Annotated in this window: 14 protein-coding genes; 7 read left to right on the forward strand and 7 right to left on the reverse strand. The window is 56.1% G+C overall.

Annotated elements, in window-relative coordinates:
* Nucleotides 1-44: 44 nt before the first annotated feature.
* The 3 genes from AWT75_RS16380 to AWT75_RS21370 form a co-directional block, all read right to left on the reverse strand.
* Entirely contained in the window at nucleotides 45-992 is a 948-nt protein-coding gene (locus AWT75_RS16380) for a complex I NDUFA9 subunit family protein (RefSeq protein WP_062790546.1), read from the reverse strand.
* Between the two features lie 25 nt (nucleotides 993-1,017).
* Nucleotides 1,018-2,907, reverse strand: a complete 1,890-nt coding sequence (locus tag AWT75_RS16385; protein WP_062790548.1) for a lytic transglycosylase domain-containing protein — start codon at nucleotides 2,905-2,907, stop codon at nucleotides 1,018-1,020.
* A 94-nt stretch (nucleotides 2,908-3,001) separates the two neighbouring features.
* The gene (locus AWT75_RS21370) at nucleotides 3,002-3,211 is read right to left on the reverse strand and encodes a hypothetical protein (RefSeq protein WP_153013358.1); all 210 of its coding nucleotides are present in this window, start codon (nucleotides 3,209-3,211) and stop codon (nucleotides 3,002-3,004) included.
* 59 nt (nucleotides 3,212-3,270) lie between these two features.
* Between AWT75_RS21370 and AWT75_RS16390 the strand changes: the two genes are divergently transcribed.
* Both AWT75_RS16390 and AWT75_RS16395 read left to right on the forward strand, forming a co-directional pair.
* Nucleotides 3,271-3,966 carry a hypothetical protein gene (locus tag AWT75_RS16390; RefSeq protein ID WP_062790550.1) on the forward strand — a complete coding sequence of 232 codons (696 nt, stop codon included), beginning with the start codon at nucleotides 3,271-3,273 and terminating at the stop codon, nucleotides 3,964-3,966.
* A gap of 123 nt (nucleotides 3,967-4,089) precedes the next feature.
* On the forward strand, nucleotides 4,090-4,794 hold the full coding sequence (locus tag AWT75_RS16395) for a hypothetical protein (RefSeq protein ID WP_153013359.1): 705 nt from the start codon (nucleotides 4,090-4,092) through the stop codon (nucleotides 4,792-4,794).
* A gap of 54 nt (nucleotides 4,795-4,848) precedes the next feature.
* Here the strand turns inward: AWT75_RS16395 and trpE are convergent, their stop codons facing one another.
* The 4 genes from trpE to rpe all read right to left on the reverse strand — a co-directional run bounded on the left by trpE (nucleotide 4,849) and on the right by rpe (nucleotide 8,576).
* A complete protein-coding gene (trpE, locus tag AWT75_RS16400) occupies nucleotides 4,849-6,312 on the reverse strand; it encodes an anthranilate synthase component I (protein WP_045848633.1) in 1,464 nt (487 codons plus the stop codon).
* Between the two features lie 138 nt (nucleotides 6,313-6,450).
* On the reverse strand, nucleotides 6,451-7,116 hold the full coding sequence (locus tag AWT75_RS16405) for a phosphoglycolate phosphatase (protein ID WP_062790556.1): 666 nt from the start codon (nucleotides 7,114-7,116) through the stop codon (nucleotides 6,451-6,453).
* Between the two features lie 18 nt (nucleotides 7,117-7,134).
* The gene (locus AWT75_RS16410) at nucleotides 7,135-7,896 is read right to left on the reverse strand and encodes an SDR family NAD(P)-dependent oxidoreductase (RefSeq protein WP_062790558.1); all 762 of its coding nucleotides are present in this window, start codon (nucleotides 7,894-7,896) and stop codon (nucleotides 7,135-7,137) included.
* Nucleotides 7,896-8,576, reverse strand: a complete 681-nt coding sequence (gene rpe / locus AWT75_RS16415) for a ribulose-phosphate 3-epimerase (protein ID WP_045848636.1) — start codon at nucleotides 8,574-8,576, stop codon at nucleotides 7,896-7,898. The genes AWT75_RS16410 and rpe overlap by 1 nt, the downstream gene beginning before the upstream one ends.
* Nucleotides 8,577-8,681: 105 nt before the next feature.
* Between rpe and apaG the strand changes: the two genes are divergently transcribed.
* The 5 genes from apaG (at nucleotide 8,682) to AWT75_RS16440 (ending at nucleotide 16,304) form a co-directional block, all read left to right on the forward strand.
* Nucleotides 8,682-9,062, forward strand: a complete 381-nt coding sequence (gene apaG, locus AWT75_RS16420; RefSeq protein ID WP_045848637.1) for a Co2+/Mg2+ efflux protein ApaG — start codon at nucleotides 8,682-8,684, stop codon at nucleotides 9,060-9,062.
* A 96-nt stretch (nucleotides 9,063-9,158) separates the two neighbouring features.
* Nucleotides 9,159-10,955 carry an ABCB family ABC transporter ATP-binding protein/permease gene (locus AWT75_RS16425; RefSeq protein WP_062790560.1) on the forward strand — a complete coding sequence of 599 codons (1,797 nt, stop codon included), beginning with the start codon at nucleotides 9,159-9,161 and terminating at the stop codon, nucleotides 10,953-10,955.
* Nucleotides 10,956-11,349: 394 nt separating this feature from the next.
* Complete coding sequence (locus tag AWT75_RS16430) at nucleotides 11,350-13,788, forward strand: putative bifunctional diguanylate cyclase/phosphodiesterase (RefSeq protein ID WP_161937769.1); 2,439 nt, start codon at nucleotides 11,350-11,352, stop codon at nucleotides 13,786-13,788.
* A gap of 30 nt (nucleotides 13,789-13,818) precedes the next feature.
* Complete coding sequence (locus AWT75_RS16435; RefSeq protein ID WP_045848640.1) at nucleotides 13,819-14,613, forward strand: iron-containing redox enzyme family protein; 795 nt, start codon at nucleotides 13,819-13,821, stop codon at nucleotides 14,611-14,613.
* A 233-nt stretch (nucleotides 14,614-14,846) separates the two neighbouring features.
* Nucleotides 14,847-16,304, forward strand: coding sequence for an aminoacyl-histidine dipeptidase (locus AWT75_RS16440; protein ID WP_062790564.1), 1,458 nt, complete (start codon nucleotides 14,847-14,849; stop codon nucleotides 16,302-16,304).
* Nucleotides 16,305-16,326 lie beyond the last annotated feature (22 nt).

Below are 16,326 nucleotides of genomic sequence, written 5' to 3' on the forward strand. Positions count from 1 at the left end.
CAGCAAACGGTCGCGCACCGCGCCGCCAACCATGTAAATCTGCATCAGCGTGCGGCTTCCCGGCGATACGCCGACAAAACGAGATTGAATTCGTCCTGACCCAGATATTGCGGTGCCACCACTTCCAGCGGCGTGGGGCTGAAGCCCAGTACTGCGCTGGGGAAGGGGTGCGGGCTGACATTGTCGACACCCAGCGAGCGGACATTATCACGGCTCATCAGGGTAGGGCCGGGCAGCATTTCCATCAGCCCGGCCTGCAGCATGGCAAGGGTATCGGGCAGCGGGATGACGGGACGTACCGTGCCACGCAGGCGGCCGACATAAGCGACCAGTTCGGCCAGGGTGTAGCTGGCCGGGCCGGTCAGATCCAGGCTTTGGCCTATGGTGTGTGGCTGCTGCAGGCAGGCGACGACTGCGCGCGCCAGGTCATCCGCCCAGATCGGCGCAAAGCGGGTGCCGGCACCGGCCAGCGGTAGCAGCGGCAGCTTGTCCAGCAGGCCGGCAAACAGGGTAAGGAAGCTGTCGCCACGGCCAAATACCACCGATGGGCGCAGGATGGTCCACTCCAGTCCGCTATCACGCAAATGCTGTTCGGCAATGCCCTTGGTTTGCTGGTAGTCGCTGGGACCATGCGGGTCGGCACCCAGCGCGCTGATGTGGATGATGCGCCGTACGCCTTGCTTGTGGCAGGCAGCAATAATCTTGTCCAGCAAGTCCACATGCGCGGTTTCGAACTGTTTGCGCGAGCCATGCAGAATGCCGACCATGCTGATCACTGCATCGTGGCCGGCCAGCAGCTCCTGCAAGGCCAGCGGGTGATGCACATTGGTGGATACCAGTTCGGTCTTGGGCAAGACAATCAGCGAGGACTTGTGACGATCGCGATTGCGGGTGGCAATGGTGAGCGACACTTCTTGTTCTGCCAGTCGCTCGGCAATGTAGCTGCCAATGAAACCACTGCCGCCAATCAGGCAAATGCGCTGCGCATGCATTGTTTTCTCCTGTTTCTGCTTTGGTTTAACGAGCCGGGATGGTACCCATGCGGGCTTTGAGCGAGATATTGTCATGACCGAAGGTGCTGGCATAGTAGGCTGCATTGGCCATCACCTTTTGAACATAGTCGCGGGTTTCGCTGAATGGAATGGTTTCTGCATAGATGGTGCCATCCAGCGGGCGACTGTCCTGCCAGGCGCGGGCGCGTGCCGGGCCGGCATTGTAGGCAGCAGTGGCCATGACTTCATTGCCGGACAGATTGTCCCGCACATAGCGCAAATACCAGGTGCCCAGCTGCACATTGGTTTCGATGTCATTCACCGAGAAGTTGCCCAGGCCCATTTTTTTTGCCACCCATTTTGCGGTGGCTGGCATCAGCTGCATCAGGCCGGAGGCCCCCACGCCGGAACGTGCCACCACAATAAAGCGGCTTTCCTGGCGGATCAGGCCGTAAACCCAGGCGTCGTCCACATCCAGCTGGCGTGCATAGCGCTGGGTGATGTCACGATACGGGGTGAGATAGCGCAAGGAGTAGTCGTGGTCTTCCCTGGTGCGTTCGGCGCTGTAGATGGCCATGTCGTAGAACGCCTCGCGACGGGCGATTTCTGCCGCAGCCAGCAGTTCCATGTCGTTGCGACCACGCATGGCCCAGCGCCATTCACGCTGCGCGTCACTGCGCAATTCGGCACGTCCTTCGTTATTGCTGATGTCCAGCAAGGCAAGAGCACGCTGAATGGCCGGGTTGGCGCGCATGGCTGCAATATCGGCATTGCCGGGGACAGTCTTGCTGGCTGGGGTGGACAGGGTATTGCCCAGCTCCTCCAGCGACAGCAAGGCGTAGTAATGGTGGCCGATGCTGGCTTTGGCAAACAGCGCCGGAGCCTCGCTGCCACGGCCCAGTTGTTTCAGGCTGCGGGCGCGCCAGTACTGCCAAGCCGGCTTGCTGGCTACGTTGGTCGGCATGTTGCGGGTAATCTGCTCCAGCACGGCCCATTGCTCGCCGCGCAGGGCTGCACGTGCCCACCATTCCCATTGATCGGCAGTCAATTGCTGCGGGTCGGCCTTGGCATACCACTGCAAAGCCTGACCCATGGCCTGTTTGCGTGCTGACAACAGCGCAAGCTGACCCCAGGCAAAGGCGCTGCGGTCCTTGCTGAGCGAACTTTCCACGACAGCCAGGCGACTGGCCGCCCCGCCCAGGTCGCTGCGGGCCTTGCTGACGATGCCAAACACCATCGCTTCCTGTCCGCCAGGGGTGTCGGCGCTGGCGCTGGCCGGATTGCTCAGCGTCGCATTGCTCAGCGGCAGATTGGTGGCATCGGCCAGTTGTCTGGCTTGCGAGACAAAATTGCCGGCCAATAACAGACGCACCCGCCGCCACAGCCAGTCCTGTGTCAGCCAGCCCTTGGCTGCTGCTGCGGTAATCAGCTGATTGCAGCCATCCGGTGCGGCGCGCATGTCAAGAAAACGGTCCAGATCGTCCGGCTTTCTGCCTTGGCGCAGGTCCAGCAGTTGGCCATAGCAGGTGGATTCCTCATCCCGGCCTTCCGCAGGTAGCTTTTTCCATTCAGCGGCAAAGCCGTCCCAGTCTTCCCGCTTGCCCAGTTTCTTCAGCCATTCATTGCGGATTTTCTCCGGCATCCAGCCTTCACGCACGCTGTTCAGAAAGCCGATCACCTGGCTGTCATTGTCCCGGTCCAGTGCCTTCAGGGTAAGCCAGTAGGACGGATAGTCTTTCAGGATGTAACTGGCGGGTAGCTCGCCGGCAATGGCGGTGAGCTTGCCCAGATTGTTGCTGCGGTAGGCGTCGCGGGCGGCAACCAATTCATCATTACTGTTCGCCATGGCATGCAAAGAGGTCGCCAGAGCGTAGATCAGGGTCAGGGTTTGTAGTGTGCGGGACGGGCGGGTCATGTAAACGGATCTTCTCTTTGATGGTCGGTCAGTCTCAGTCTCGCCGTGTCAGATAAGGAATGGCATGCCTTGGCGTACGAGCTTGACTTGCTGATTATACCTGCTTCTGCCACCCCTTCGATGCTGAATGTGCTACTGCCTTGCTGGCCAGCGTTGCTTGTGAATGACAAATTCCAGGAATTTTCTGATTTATTACCACCATGACAGAGGATAAATTTGCAATTTTATCAATCAATTCGGTCGCAAGCGGTAATTGGATGTGCGCATTATCTGCTTGTGATCTGATGAAGCTCTTTTCGTTCATGGAGTTTTACTGTTTCATACGCCAGGTTTTATGATGCGTGGAGGTTTGTGGAAGTGAATATGTTTGCTGATTATTCTTTGTGGGGAGTGGTTTTATATTATGCGAATTTGATATTTTCTAACCTGTCGTTTATTTTCATGCATTTTGCTGTTTTTATTATATTGTGGTCAGTCGGTCGATATGTGTTTCTGGATGATTTCTTCAGTTTATATCCTTCTCGCAATGTTAAATTTTTTGATACTTATGTTTTCATTTTGGTTGTATTAATGCTTTTGGTTAGTTCTTTTGTTTCAATTTCCTTTTATAAGGACAGGATTTTCTTTGTCAGGAATGATTTCATTTTTCTGGCAGGTGTATTGTTGTCGCCGGTGCGTACGTTTTTTGTTCTGTTGCTTGGATTTATTTTTAGTCTGAGCAAAGCTGGTGGTGTGCAACTGGATATCGCTTTATTTCAAAAGCTTCTGGATATGCTGATTATCGGTTTGGGTGGTATATTGGTTCGTAGGGTGCTTAATGTTGATTTGAAAAATATGGGCTGGGAGGATTTTTGGTTTATTGCAGTGAACAAGTTGTTGGCTAGTATATGTTCTGCAGGTGTTTTTGTAATTTTGTTTTCGGATTCGTGGAATATCATTTTTCATGTACTGGTGTTTAGACTATTCAGTTGGCCAGTCTTGTCGCTGCCATTGCTGATTGGATTTGTCTATTGCATGCGATTGGATTTCTGGAAATATCAACGGCTTATGCTTATATAAGCGGGTATTGGCATCCTGTCTGGCCTTATGTCTTAATAATCTGCTCAGTATAGTCAAAGTGATTGATTGATCGCATGCAATGCCCGGTACGACTGGATGTTGTTGTTACATTGGAGAGATGACATGTATCAGATAAGTGATTTGTTTATGCTATTCCAATACCATTACGGCTATATTGTTCAATCATATTTTTATGTAATATTACAATTTTTTTTGATGTATGTTTTGTTCTCCCTGTCAAAAAATGGTGTTTTGGAGACATTCTCTTCAGTCGTTTTTCCTGGATTTTTTCGGCGTAATTATGTACTGCTGATGTTTGTTTTGATGATGCTTATAAGCGTAATTTTAGCTGTGTGCTGTATTGTTTTGAGTAATGTTGTATTTAATATGAGTAATGACTTTGTCTATTTGGCAGGTGTTGTTCTGGGGTTTCGTAAAGGCATTATTATTTTGCTTATTGGGTTCTTTTACAGGATTTTGATGCTATATCTGGAATTGGGAGGTGTAATGTGGATGTTGTATATGTTTTTGGATCTGGTGTTTTATTTTTCGGCTGGCTTGTTTTTTTCGACGATGTTGTATACTCCTTTGGAAAATATCTCGGCAAGCGAAATTTTATTCATTTGTTTGAATAAAATTACGGTATCCATGGTATCGGCTACTCTATGGTTTTTCATGATGGGAGATGCATGGTTTTCCGGATTCAATGTCTTGCTATTTCGCCTGGTGGCGTGGCCGATGGTAACCATCCCGATGATGACCGTTTTTCTGTTTCTATTGCGAGCAGGGGTACGTCAGTCCTTGCAGCAAACACTGCATGCAACATGACAAACCCCGCCGTAGCGGGGTTTGCATTGCTTTATTCAAGGCATGATTGCTTGCTCAGGCATCAAGCCCTGCCTGTGCCAGTTCGGCCGCGCGAATCACCGCTCGAGCCTTGTTTTGCGTTTCCTGCCATTCGGATTCCGGCACCGAGTCTGCCACGATGCCTGCACCTGATTGAACATAGAGCATCTTGTTCTTGACGACGGCAGTACGAATGGCAATGGCCAGATCCATGTCGCCGTTGAAACCCAGATAACCGACGGCACCGCCATAGACGCCACGCTTGGTAGGCTCGAATTCGTCAATGATTTCCATCGCCCGCACCTTGGGCGCACCAGACAGTGTACCGGCAGGGAAGGTGGCCTTGAGGATATCGATATTGGAGACTTCCGGTTTGACGCTGCCTTCCACGCTGGAAACAATGTGCATCACGTGGGAATAACGTTCGATCACCATATTGTCGGTAATGTTGACCGAGCCGGTATTGGCAACGCGGCCCACATCGTTGCGGCCCAGGTCCATCAGCATCACGTGTTCGGCAATTTCCTTGGGGTCGGCCAGCAGTTCTTCGGCTAGTGCTTCGTCTTCTTCGCGGTTCTTGCCACGCACGCGGGTGCCGGCAATCGGGCGTACGGTGACGGTTTCCTGTTCGCGGCGTACCAGGATTTCCGGCGAAGAGCCTACGACATGGAAGTCGTCGAAATGGTAGAAGAACATGTAGGGAGACGGGTTCAGGCTGCGCAGTGCCCGGTACAAAGTCAGTGGCGAGTCGGCATAAGGCATTTGCATGCGCTGTGCCAGCACTACCTGCATGATGTCGCCATCCACAATGTAGCGCTTGCACTTTTCCACTGCCTGCTTGAATTCTTCCTGACCATATTCGGAAACCGCCTTGCTGATTTGCGAGGGCAGTGACAAGGGGATGTCCTGCGGCTCACGCAAGCGGGCACGCAGTTGTGCCAGGCGGCTTTCTGCCTTGGCCAGTGCATTGGGCACGGCCGGGTCGGCATAGACAATCAGGTAGAGCTTGCCGGACAGGTTGTCCACCACGGCGATTTCTTCGGACACCATCAGGAGAATATCCGGCGTGCCGATAGGGTCGGGCTTGCGGGTGTTGGCCAGGCGCTTTTCCACGTAGCGGATGGTGTCGTAGCCGAAGTAACCCACCAGGCCGCCGGTAAAGCGCGGCAGGCCTTCTACCGGCGGGGCAGAAAAGCGTTGCTGGAAGCTTTCGATGAAGGCCAGCGGGTCGCCTTCATATTGTTCGATCACCTTGTCGCCATATTCCACTTGCACCTTGTGTTCATTGACGCGCAGGCGGGTGGTGGCTGGCAGGCCGATGAAGGAGTAGCGACCGAAACGCTCGCCACCCACTACCGACTCCAGCAGATAGGAGTAGGGCTGATTGGCCAGCTTCAGATATACGGACAGCGGGGTGTCCAGGTCGGCGAACAATTCCAGGGTGACCGGAATGCGGTTGTAACCGGCCTGGGCCAGTTGATTGAATTCTTCATGCGTCATGCGTGCGCTACCTTGAAACCGGATTGAAAGCAAAAGGGATGGACAGAATGTGGCTTAGCGTTGCCATCGCCAACTGGCCGGTGCGGGCAGGAAAGTCATGATGCAGGCTTTATCCATGTGGAATGAAAAGTGGAAGCTTTATTTTTTCATCAAATCGTATAGTTCGGCAAGGTTGCCGATGACGAGGTCGGCTTGCAACTGGCTGGCATCGGCATAGCCGTAATTGACGGCTATGGCGGTGGCACCGGCTGCGCGGGCGGACAGGATGTCGTTTTCCGAGTCGCCCACCATGGCCAGTTCGCTGGTCTGGATACCCAGTACATCGCAAACATGCTGCAAGGGCAGGGCAGAAGGTTTTTTCTCGGCCAGGGTATCGCCGCCAATGATCAGGCTGAATGCATCCCGCAGGCCCAGTTGTTCCAGCAGCGGGACTGCCAGGTATTCCGACTTGTTGGTGACCACCACCACCGGCAGTTGCAAGGCGCGCAGCAAACCCAGACCATCACGCACGCCGGGATATACCGTGGTGTTGTCAGTCAGGTGCGCGTGATAGTAACGCACGAAGAAGTTGAAGCCCTGTTCCCAGACTGCTGCATCAGCCTTTCCGTGGCGTTCGTCGGTAATGGCACGGTGGACCAGGCTGGCAATGCCGTCACCGACATGCTCCTGAATGCGCAGGTCGGTGAGGGCGGGCAGGCCCAGATGCTCACGCATGGCATTGGCGGCAGCGGCCAGGTCGGGAATGGAGTCAACCAGAGTGCCATCCAGATCGAAGGCAAGGGCTTTGATGTGTTTCAGGTTCATGACTTGGATTGGTAGTGCTTATTCGGTTGGATCGGGCAATTGACGGATATCCAGCACGGTCTGGGTGCCGAAACCAGGGCTGAGCAGGTGGTCGGCAATCTTGCGGGCCGCCTGTTGTGGCGTGCTCAGGCCGCCATCACGCTTGAGCGCGGTAAAGCGCCCCAGTTCGCGGAACTGCTGCGGGTCGCTCTGGCGAATGCTGGCCTGCATGTCGGTGTCAATCACGCCAGGGTAGATGGCGGCAATGCGTACGTTACCGGCTTGCTGTTCGCTTGCCACATGGCGGCAGAAGTGATCGAGCCCGGCCTTGCTGCTGCCATAGATGCCCCAGCCCGGGTAGGCCTTGACGGCAGCGCCTGAGGAAATGCAGGCAATGCGCAGTTCGCATTTCAGCGAGTCGGTCAGTCGCAAGAGTGCATCGGTCAGCAAGATGGGTGCAGTCAGGTTGATGGCCAGCGCACGCGATACTTCGGCTGTAGGGTAGAAACCGGCACTGGCAATGGGGCTGACCACGCCGGCATTGTTGATCAGCAGCAATTGGGTAATCTGCTCCAGCGGCAGGCATTGCAAGGCCTCGGCCATGATGCCGTGCAGGCTGTCGCTGTCCGCCATGTCGGCACGCAGGAAATGCAGGTGCTCCGGATGGCGCGCGGCCAGTTGTTGCAGCGCCGGGCTGTGTTCCCGTGCAAGGCCCACCACCATGCAGCCGCGCTGCAGCAGGTCGGCAGTCAAGGCCAGGCCCAGGCCGCGTGAGGCACCGCTGATGATGGCGGCTTGCATCAGGCGACCTTGGCCAGTTCGGCACGCATGGCGGCAATCACGGCCTGGTAGTCCGCTTGGCCGTAGATGGCGGAACCCGCCACGAAGGTGTCGGCACCAGCCGCGGCAACGGCGGCAATATTGTCCACTTTCACCCCGCCATCCACTTCCAGCCAGATTTCACCACCGTGCTTGGCGGTATACTCGTCGATACGCTGGCGCGCAGCAGCTACTTTTTCCAGCGCATGCGGAATGAAGGACTGGCCGCCAAAGCCCGGATTGACCGACATGATCAGTACCATGTCGATCTTGTCCATCACGTGGTCCAGATAGGACAGCGATGTGCCCGGGTTGAATACCAGGCCTGCCTTGCAGCCGGACTCCTTGATCAGGCCCAGGGTGCGGTCGATGTGCTCGGAGGCTTCCGGGTGGAAGGTGATGATGTCGGCACCGGCCTTGGCAAACATCGGCACCAGGCTATCCACCGGCTTTACCATCAGGTGCACGTCGATCGGCGCGGTGGTGTGCGGGCGGATGGCTTCACAAACCAGCGGGCCAACAGTCAGATTAGGGACATAATGGTTGTCCATGACATCAAAATGAATGATGTCGGCTCCGGCGGCGATGACGTCGCGTACCTCCTGGCCAAGACAGGCAAAGTCGGCGGAAAGGAGGCTGGGGGCAATACGGAAGTCGCGCATGGTCTACCTTGCAATCACGGATGGATTCATCAAACAGGCGCATATTCTACCGCGCCACCGGAGCATGGCGCGATAAAATGCAGTACCCACCACAAGGAAATGAAGATGGCTGACAAAACCTACCGGATTGAAGTGGAGGCCGAGCCGCACTATGTCGCCGAACAATCCAATATGGCCACGGACATTTACGTCTTTGCCTATCGTATCCGCCTGACCAATACCGGAAGCGAGCCGGCGCAACTGATCAGTCGGCACTGGATCATCAGCGACGCCAATAACCAAGAACAGGAAGTGCGCGGCATGGGGGTGGTTGGCGAGCAGCCACGGCTGGAGCCTGGCCAGACATTCGAATACAGTAGCGCCACCCATCTGAAAACACCGTATGGTTCCATGCGCGGCAGTTACCAGATGCTGGCCGATGACGGTACGCGTTTCGATGTCACCATCCCGGAAATGACACTGGTGGCGCCGCGCGTGCTGCACTAGACATCAGGACTGTATGCGTGTGCTGTTGACCTGCGGGTCTTGAAGATTGGTTTTCACTGTACTGGCGTCTGCCAGTCATCCTGACAGGATGTATTCATGCGTTTTACCCATAGTGGCCCGGCGCCCGAGAATCGTAACGACCTGCAAACCTTGAAGACCTTGCTGCCCTATTTGTGGGCGTTCAAGGGGCGGGTGCTGCTGGCGCTGGCTTGCATGATCCTGGCCAAGGTGGCGGCAGTGACGGTGCCGCTGTACCTGAAGGATATTGTCGACCAGTTATCTGTCCCGGCAAGCCTGCTGGCAGTCCCGGTGATGGCGCTGCTGGGCTATGGCCTGGCGCGGCTGACTTCCAGCGTGCTGGGAGAAATGCGCGATGCCATCTTTGCCCGTGTGATTCAGGGTGCGGTGCGCAGTGTGGCACGCGGCGTTTTCCAGCACCTGTTCCGGCTGTCCTTGCGCTTTCATCTGGAACGTCAGACTGGCGGCATGAGCCGTGATATCGAACGTGGCACCAAGGGCATCGGCTTTCTGCTCAATTTCATGGTGTTCAACATCCTGCCCACTTTGCTGGAAATCGGCATGGTGTCTTTCATCCTGTTCCATCGCTATGCCTGGGAATTTGCCGCAGTGACACTGGGCACCATCATCATTTATATCGTCTTTACTCTGGTGGTGACCGAATGGCGCACGGTATTCCGTCGCAGCATGAATGACCTGGATTCGCGCGCCAATGCCAAGGCCATTGATGCCCTCATCAATTACGAGACGGTAAAGTATTTCAATAACGAAGCTTATGAAGCCGAGCGTTACGACCGTAACCTGGCTGCATGGGAAGCTTCTGCCATCAAGAACCAGGTTTCCCTGTCCATGCTGAATGCAGGGCAGGGCATCATCATTGCCAGCGGCGTCACCCTGATCATGGTGTTGGCAGCACGCAGCGTGGTGCAGCATCAGATGACAGTGGGTGACGTGGTGCTGGTGGCCACCTTTATCACCCAGTTGTACACACCGCTGAACTTCCTCGGCTTCATTTACCGTGAAATCAAGCATTCGCTGGCTGACATCGAGCGCATGTTCGGCCTGTTGTCCACCCATCAGGAAGTGGACGATGCGCCTGAGGCCAAGGTGCTGGCCTGCCGTGATGCCAGCATCCGCTTCGAACAGGTGGACTTTGGCTATGATGCCAAGCGCAGCATATTGCACGGGCTGGATTTTGCCATGCCGGCAGGCAGTTCGCTGGCGGTGGTCGGATCGAGCGGGGCGGGCAAGTCCACGCTGGCCCGGCTGCTGTTCCGTTTTTATGATGTGACTGCGGGGCGCATCACCATCAATGGGCAGGATCTGCGCAGCTTTACCCAGGATAGCCTGCGCGCACATATCGGCATCGTGCCGCAGGACACGGTGCTGTTCAATGACAGCATTTATTACAACATCGCTTATGGGCGACCGGGAGCCAGCCGGGATGAAGTCATCGAGGCGGCTCGTTCTGCACATATTCACGACTTTGTGATGAGCTTGCCCGATGGCTATGACACCCAGGTGGGGGAGCGCGGCCTGAAACTGTCCGGTGGTGAAAAGCAGCGGGTGGCCATTGCGCGTACCATTCTGAAGAATCCGGCCATTCTCATTTTTGATGAAGCCACCAGTGCGCTGGATTCGCGCACCGAAAAGGCCATCCAGCATGAACTGGCCGTCATTTCTGCCAACCGTACCACGCTGATCATTGCCCATCGGCTCTCCACCATTGTCGATGCCGATCAGATCATTGTGCTGGATGACGGCATGGTGCTGGAGCGGGGCACGCATCGCGAGTTGCTGGAGCAAAACGGACGCTATGCCGAGATGTGGCGCTTGCAACAAGAACAAGGCGAGGAAGCGGCGGTCGCGACATAAGGCCTCTCCTGCCGTTTCTTGGTTTCCCGGTTGGCCTGTGTCTGCCGGGCTCTTTCATCCCTCCAGTCCACATCATCCCTCAGGCAGTCAGCACGCATTGTGCATGTGCATGCTTGGCTCAGATAAAATATGCTATCAGCAAAGCGTGCGGCATTGACAGAGTGCTTGATACACATTTAAATAACACTAATAGATGTTTCCTGTCATTCAATAGAGTGCTGCTTGCTTGCACGGTCGTGGTGCAAGTATCGGTCCTGCTGTGCGATTAGTCTCTCCAGCCTTGCTGGATGCCGCTTGCCGGCGCATTTTCCATTGGGCTATTCCAGTGGGCAACTGGTGGCCGACGCATGCCAACACAATCACAGCCCACTGTCATCGAGAGGGAATGTCAGCCATGAAAGCAAACGGCAACCGCAGCCTGATCCGGGTGGTCTCGCCTTTTGTGGCGATTGTTGGCGCATTGCTATTGCTAAGCATCATCAGCCTGAATGTGCTGTCCACTATCCGTGCCTATGTGGGTGGGGAGGGCTTGTGGTCCAAAGCCCAGAAAGACGCCATTTACTATCTCAGCCGTTATGCGGGCAGCCGTTCCGAGCAGGACTTTAATGCCTATAAAAGCGCCATCTCCATCCAGCTGGGTGACCGGCAGGCACGTCTGGCACTGGACCGCTCGGTGCCGGATCTGGACGCCGCACGGGCTGGCTTGCTGCAAGGGGGCAATCATCCCGGTGACATTGATAATGTCATTACCGCTTTTCGCTGGTTCCGCCATGTCAGTTATCTGAGCCAGGCCATTCATTACTGGGAAATCGGCGATAGCTATGTCATCGAAATCTCCAGCATTGCCGAGCGACTGCACGACGGTTTCAATCATGGCTATATCAGCGACGACGAGCTGATGGCCTTGAGCCGCCGCATTGTTGAAATCAACGAGGAACTCAAGGCCCCGGCACGCGCGTTTTCGGAAGTGCTGGGAGAAGGCTCACGCTTTGCCACGGCCCTGCTGTGGTGGGTGAATGTGCTGGTCGGCCTGGTACTGTTGCTGCTTACTGTGCGGCAAGTGCAGGTGCTGCTGCGTCAGTCCGCCCGTTTTGAAGCCGAACTGAATGCTGAGAAGGAAAGGGCAGAGACCACGCTCAATTCCATTGGCGATGCGGTGATTACCATTGATCTGTCCGGCAAGCTGCGTTACCTGAATGCGGTGGCATTGCACATGATTGGTGGCGGTGAGCAGGTACTGGGCCGCTATTTCGAAGATGTGTTTTCCATGATTGACCTGTCGGGCAGCAATCTGGATCAGTTGGGCAGCAGCCAGTTGCGCGCACAGTGTGCCAACAAGCAGACCTATCCCAGCCTGCGCCTGCAAGGGGTGGATGGCAGCAGCCACATGATTTCCCTGGTGGCTGCGCCGATTCATGATTCGCGTGGCGAGATAGATGGCCTGGTGCTGGTGTTGCATGACAAGTCCATCGAGCAGCAGTACATCAATCATCTGAGCTGGCAGGCAGCGCATGATGCCCTGACCGGGCTGTATAACCGGCGCGAGTTCGAGCAACGCGTTACACGGGCTCTCAGCCGTCTGATGGTGACGGATACCTCCCATGCCCTGCTGTTTGTGGATCTGGACCAGTTCAAGCTGGTCAACGATACCAACGGACACGCTGCAGGAGACGAATTGCTGCGTCAGGTATGTCGTGTGCTGCAAGAGCAGCTGGGCCTGTCGGATGTACTGGCAAGGCTTGGTGGTGACGAGTTTGGTGTGCTGCTGGAAGATTGCCGGATCGACGTGGCGCTGGACAAGGCGGATCGCTTGCGCAGGGCAGTGCAGCAGGCCGGGTTCCACTGGGAGGGTATCCCGTTTTCCATCAGTGCCAGTATCGGCATGGTGTTTCTGGGCGAGCCCGGTGCCACCCTGGCTGAAAGCCTGCAGGCAGCGGATATCGCCTGTTACATGGCCAAGGAAAAGGGCCGGAACCGGATTCAGCTTTACAGTTCGAAAGATACCGAACTGGCAGTACGCTGCTCGGTTGAAATGGCCTGGGTGCAGCGTTTGCGGACCGCGATGGAAGAGGAGCGGTTCAGTCTCTACTTCCAGGAAATCGTCCCGCTGCGACCGGATGGCAAAAAGACCGGGCGTCATATCGAGGTCTTGCTACGTTTGCGGGACGAGGCCAACGCCATCATTCTGCCCGGTGCTTTCATCCCGGCAGCCGAACGTTTTGGCTTGATGCCGGATATCGACCGCATCGTGGTTCGCCAAACCTTCGAGACCCTGTGGCACATGCATGCCCATGGCGATCATTCCATCGCAGTGTGCGCCATCAACCTGTCCGGCGCCACCTTGTGTGATGACAACTTCCTGGATTTCATCCGGCGCCAATTCATCAGCTATGCCATTCCCCCGGCGATGGTCTGCTTTGAAGTTACCGAAACCAGTGCGATTTCCAATTTGCAGCAGGCCACCCGCTTCATCAGCGAATTGCGCCAGATGGGCTGTCATTTCTCGCTGGATGATTTTGGCGCCGGGATGTCTTCCTTTGCCTATCTTAAGCATCTGCAAGTGGATTACCTGAAAATTGACGGCAGCTTTGTCAAGGACATGGTGGAGGACTCGGTAGACCGTGCCATGGTGGAAATGATCAATCGCATCGGGCATGTGACAGGCAAGAAAACCATTGCAGAGTTTGTCAGCGCCCCCGAAATCATGCAGGCATTGCAAGAAATCGGTGTGGACTATGCCCAGGGCTACTACATTGGCGAGCCAGCGCCTTTCATCTCCCCGCCTTTTGGCAAGCCGGCAGTGACGGCTTATCGCTTGCCGGGGCAGGAGTGAGGCAGGCACATTTTGAGGAAGAGTGAAAACATGCTAGACCAGCATCAATTTGTCCGGACGGGTCCCTTGATGGATGTCACCAGCTATCCGGAGTGGACACAGGAAATGGTTTACCACTGCGACCGCTACAAAAGCCTGGTGGTGGACCACGAGCTGTTTACCTGCATGAAAGAGGCCAGGCTGGACCATGCCACCCACAAGGCATTCCTGTCCGGTGGCTGGCCGGTGATCGAGCAGTTTCCGCAGTACATGGCGATGAATCTGCTGAAAATCCGTTACGGTCAGCATCCGGGTCAGGACATGGCGCGGCGCTATCTGATCCGCAATATCCGTGTGGAACAGAACCATGCAGACCACTGGTATAACTGGGCCACCGCATCCGGCGTGGATATTCCGGCCATGCTCAGCGGTCATCAGGCACTGGAAACCTTGAGCCTGAGCCAGTGGTGCTGGCAGGTGTGTGACCGGGAATCGCTGGCGGTTGCCATGGCAGCCACCAACTATGCCATTGAAGGTGCCACCGGCGAGTGGTCCGCCCGCGTATGCTCGGAAGACCGCTATGCCCAGCTGTTTGATGAATCGGTGCGTGCCAAGGCCATGAAGTGGCTTAAGCTGCATGCCAAGTATGACGATGCCCACCCGTGGGAAGCGCTGGAGATCATCGTGGCGCTGGTTGGCCTGCATCCGGACAAGCACACGGTCACCGCATTGCAAAATGCCATCTGCAAGAGCCACCAGTTCATGCGCTTGCTGCTGGATCACTACATGCGCAATGCCAAGGTGGATCGCGCGACCACGCCAATGCCCTCTGTCTGCCTGGCCTGACCGGTTTTCTTTGTCGCAGCGCGGCTTGCAAGTGGTATCGCAAGTCGCGCTGTATTGCTTTAAGCGACGGGCTGCCGCTGTAGATTGTTGCGCACTGCCACATGACCAGCGCGCCTGTGCATGATAAAGTCGATTGTGTACAAAAGTGGTCTGTCCGTGACAGACCATGCCCTGATCCATGGGTGATGCCATGAAAATATGCCCATCACCCTGCATAGTCATAAGGAAACATTGTGGTCGACATTGCCAAGCTGCAGCCGCCGGAAGTATGGGAACATTTCCAGACCTTGTGCGAAATTCCCCGTCCATCCAAGCATGAGCAAGCGTTGCGTGATTACCTGAAAGGTTGGGCCGAATTGCGTGGTCTGACCAGTGTTGTGGATGCTGCCGGTAACCTGATCGTGCGGAAGCCTGCCACGCCCGGCATGGAAAACCGTGTGGGCGTGGTACTGCAAGGCCATCTGGACATGGTGTGCCAGGCCAATGCCGGTACCGAGCACGACTTTTTCAAAGACCCGATCCGTCCGGTGCTGAAAGATGGCTGGCTGGTGGCAGAAAACACTACTCTGGGTGCCGATAACGGCATTGGTGTGGCCATGGGGCTGGCTGTGCTGGCCAGTGACGATCTGGTGCATGGTCCGGTTGAAGTGCTGATGACGCTGGATGAAGAAGCGGGCATGGGCGGGGCGCTGGGCCTTGAGCCAGGCTTGCTGCAGGGCGGCATGATGATCAATATCGATACCGAAGAATGGGGCGAGTTCTATATGGGCTGCGCCGGCGGTGTTGATGTCAATGTCACGCGCGCGTATGCCAGTCGTCCACTGGCTGCCGGTTATCAGGTTGTCCAGCTGCACATCAAGGGTCTCAAAGGTGGCCACTCGGGTGCCGACATTCATCTGGGCCGCGGCAATGCCATCAAGCTGCTGGTGCGCTTGCTGCGCGAACTGGAAGCCGAAACCGACCTGCAGCTGGCCTCCTTCAGTGGTGGCACTGCCCGCAATGCACTGGCCCGTGAAGCGACGGCAACGGTTGCCTATCCGGAGGAGGATGCTGCCCGCATCGCCGCCAGGCTGGATGCATTCCAGTCCTTGCTACGCTTCGAACTGGCGGGGGTTGATGAGGATGTGAGCGTGCTGTCTGAAGCCTCGCATGCGGACAGCGTACTGGAATCTGCTGACCAGGCCGCCATTCTGGCCGCCTTGCATGCTGCGCCGCATGGCGTGAAGCGCATGAGTCAGCGTGTCAGCGGCGTGGTGGAAACCTCGAACAATCTTGGTGTGGTTCGGGTCGAGCAAGGTATGGTATTTGCCAACCTGATGGTGCGCTCCTTGCTGGATTCCGGCACCTGGATGCTGGCGCGTGAAGTGGAAAGCCTGTTTGGGCTGGCTGGCTTTGCCGTGGAAATGGAAGGTGGCTATCCGGGCTGGGCACCAAACCCGCAGTCCCCGTTGCTGGCCTTGTTCCAGCAGGTTTATCAGCAAGAATTCGGTGGCGAATCCGGCGTGCAGGTGATTCATGCCGGTCTGGAGTGCGGCATTATCGGAGCCAAGTATCCGGAGATGGACATGGTGTCATTCGGTCCGACCATTCGCGGTGCACATGCACCGGGTGAGCGGGTGGAAGTGGAGTCGGTCGGCAAGGCCTGGCAATTGCTCAAGGCGGTACTGGCTGCCGTGCCTGCACACAGTTAAAGCAGTAGGTGAGCGCGCTGCG

Origin of the sequence: Aquitalea pelogenes, assembly GCF_001515305.1 — a bacterium.
GTDB classification, from domain to species: Bacteria; Pseudomonadota; Gammaproteobacteria; order Burkholderiales; family Chromobacteriaceae; genus Aquitalea; species Aquitalea pelogenes.

Bases quoted from the DNA above. Each gene is read 5' to 3' on its own strand.
- AWT75_RS16380 (WP_062790546.1), bottom strand. From the start codon at position 992: ATGCATGCGCAGCGCATTTGCCTGATTGGCGGCAGTGGTTTCATTGGC.
- trpE (WP_045848633.1), bottom strand. From the start codon at position 6,312: ATGACGCATGAAGAATTCAATCAACTGGCCCAGGCCGGTTACAACCGC.
- rpe (WP_045848636.1), bottom strand. From the start codon at position 8,576: ATGCGCGACTTCCGTATTGCCCCCAGCCTCCTTTCCGCCGACTTTGCC.
- AWT75_RS21370 (WP_153013358.1), bottom strand. From the start codon at position 3,211: ATGAACGAAAAGAGCTTCATCAGATCACAAGCAGATAATGCGCACATC.
- AWT75_RS16395 (WP_153013359.1), top strand. From the start codon at position 4,090: ATGTATCAGATAAGTGATTTGTTTATGCTATTCCAATACCATTACGGC.
- AWT75_RS16390 (WP_062790550.1), top strand. From the start codon at position 3,271: ATGTTTGCTGATTATTCTTTGTGGGGAGTGGTTTTATATTATGCGAAT.
- AWT75_RS16425 (WP_062790560.1), top strand. From the start codon at position 9,159: ATGCGTTTTACCCATAGTGGCCCGGCGCCCGAGAATCGTAACGACCTG.
- AWT75_RS16385 (WP_062790548.1), bottom strand. From the start codon at position 2,907: ATGACCCGCCCGTCCCGCACACTACAAACCCTGACCCTGATCTACGCT.
- apaG (WP_045848637.1), top strand. From the start codon at position 8,682: ATGGCTGACAAAACCTACCGGATTGAAGTGGAGGCCGAGCCGCACTAT.
- AWT75_RS16405 (WP_062790556.1), bottom strand. From the start codon at position 7,116: ATGAACCTGAAACACATCAAAGCCCTTGCCTTCGATCTGGATGGCACT.
- AWT75_RS16410 (WP_062790558.1), bottom strand. From the start codon at position 7,896: ATGCAAGCCGCCATCATCAGCGGTGCCTCACGCGGCCTGGGCCTGGCC.
- AWT75_RS16435 (WP_045848640.1), top strand. From the start codon at position 13,819: ATGCTAGACCAGCATCAATTTGTCCGGACGGGTCCCTTGATGGATGTC.
- AWT75_RS16430 (WP_161937769.1), top strand. From the start codon at position 11,350: ATGAAAGCAAACGGCAACCGCAGCCTGATCCGGGTGGTCTCGCCTTTT.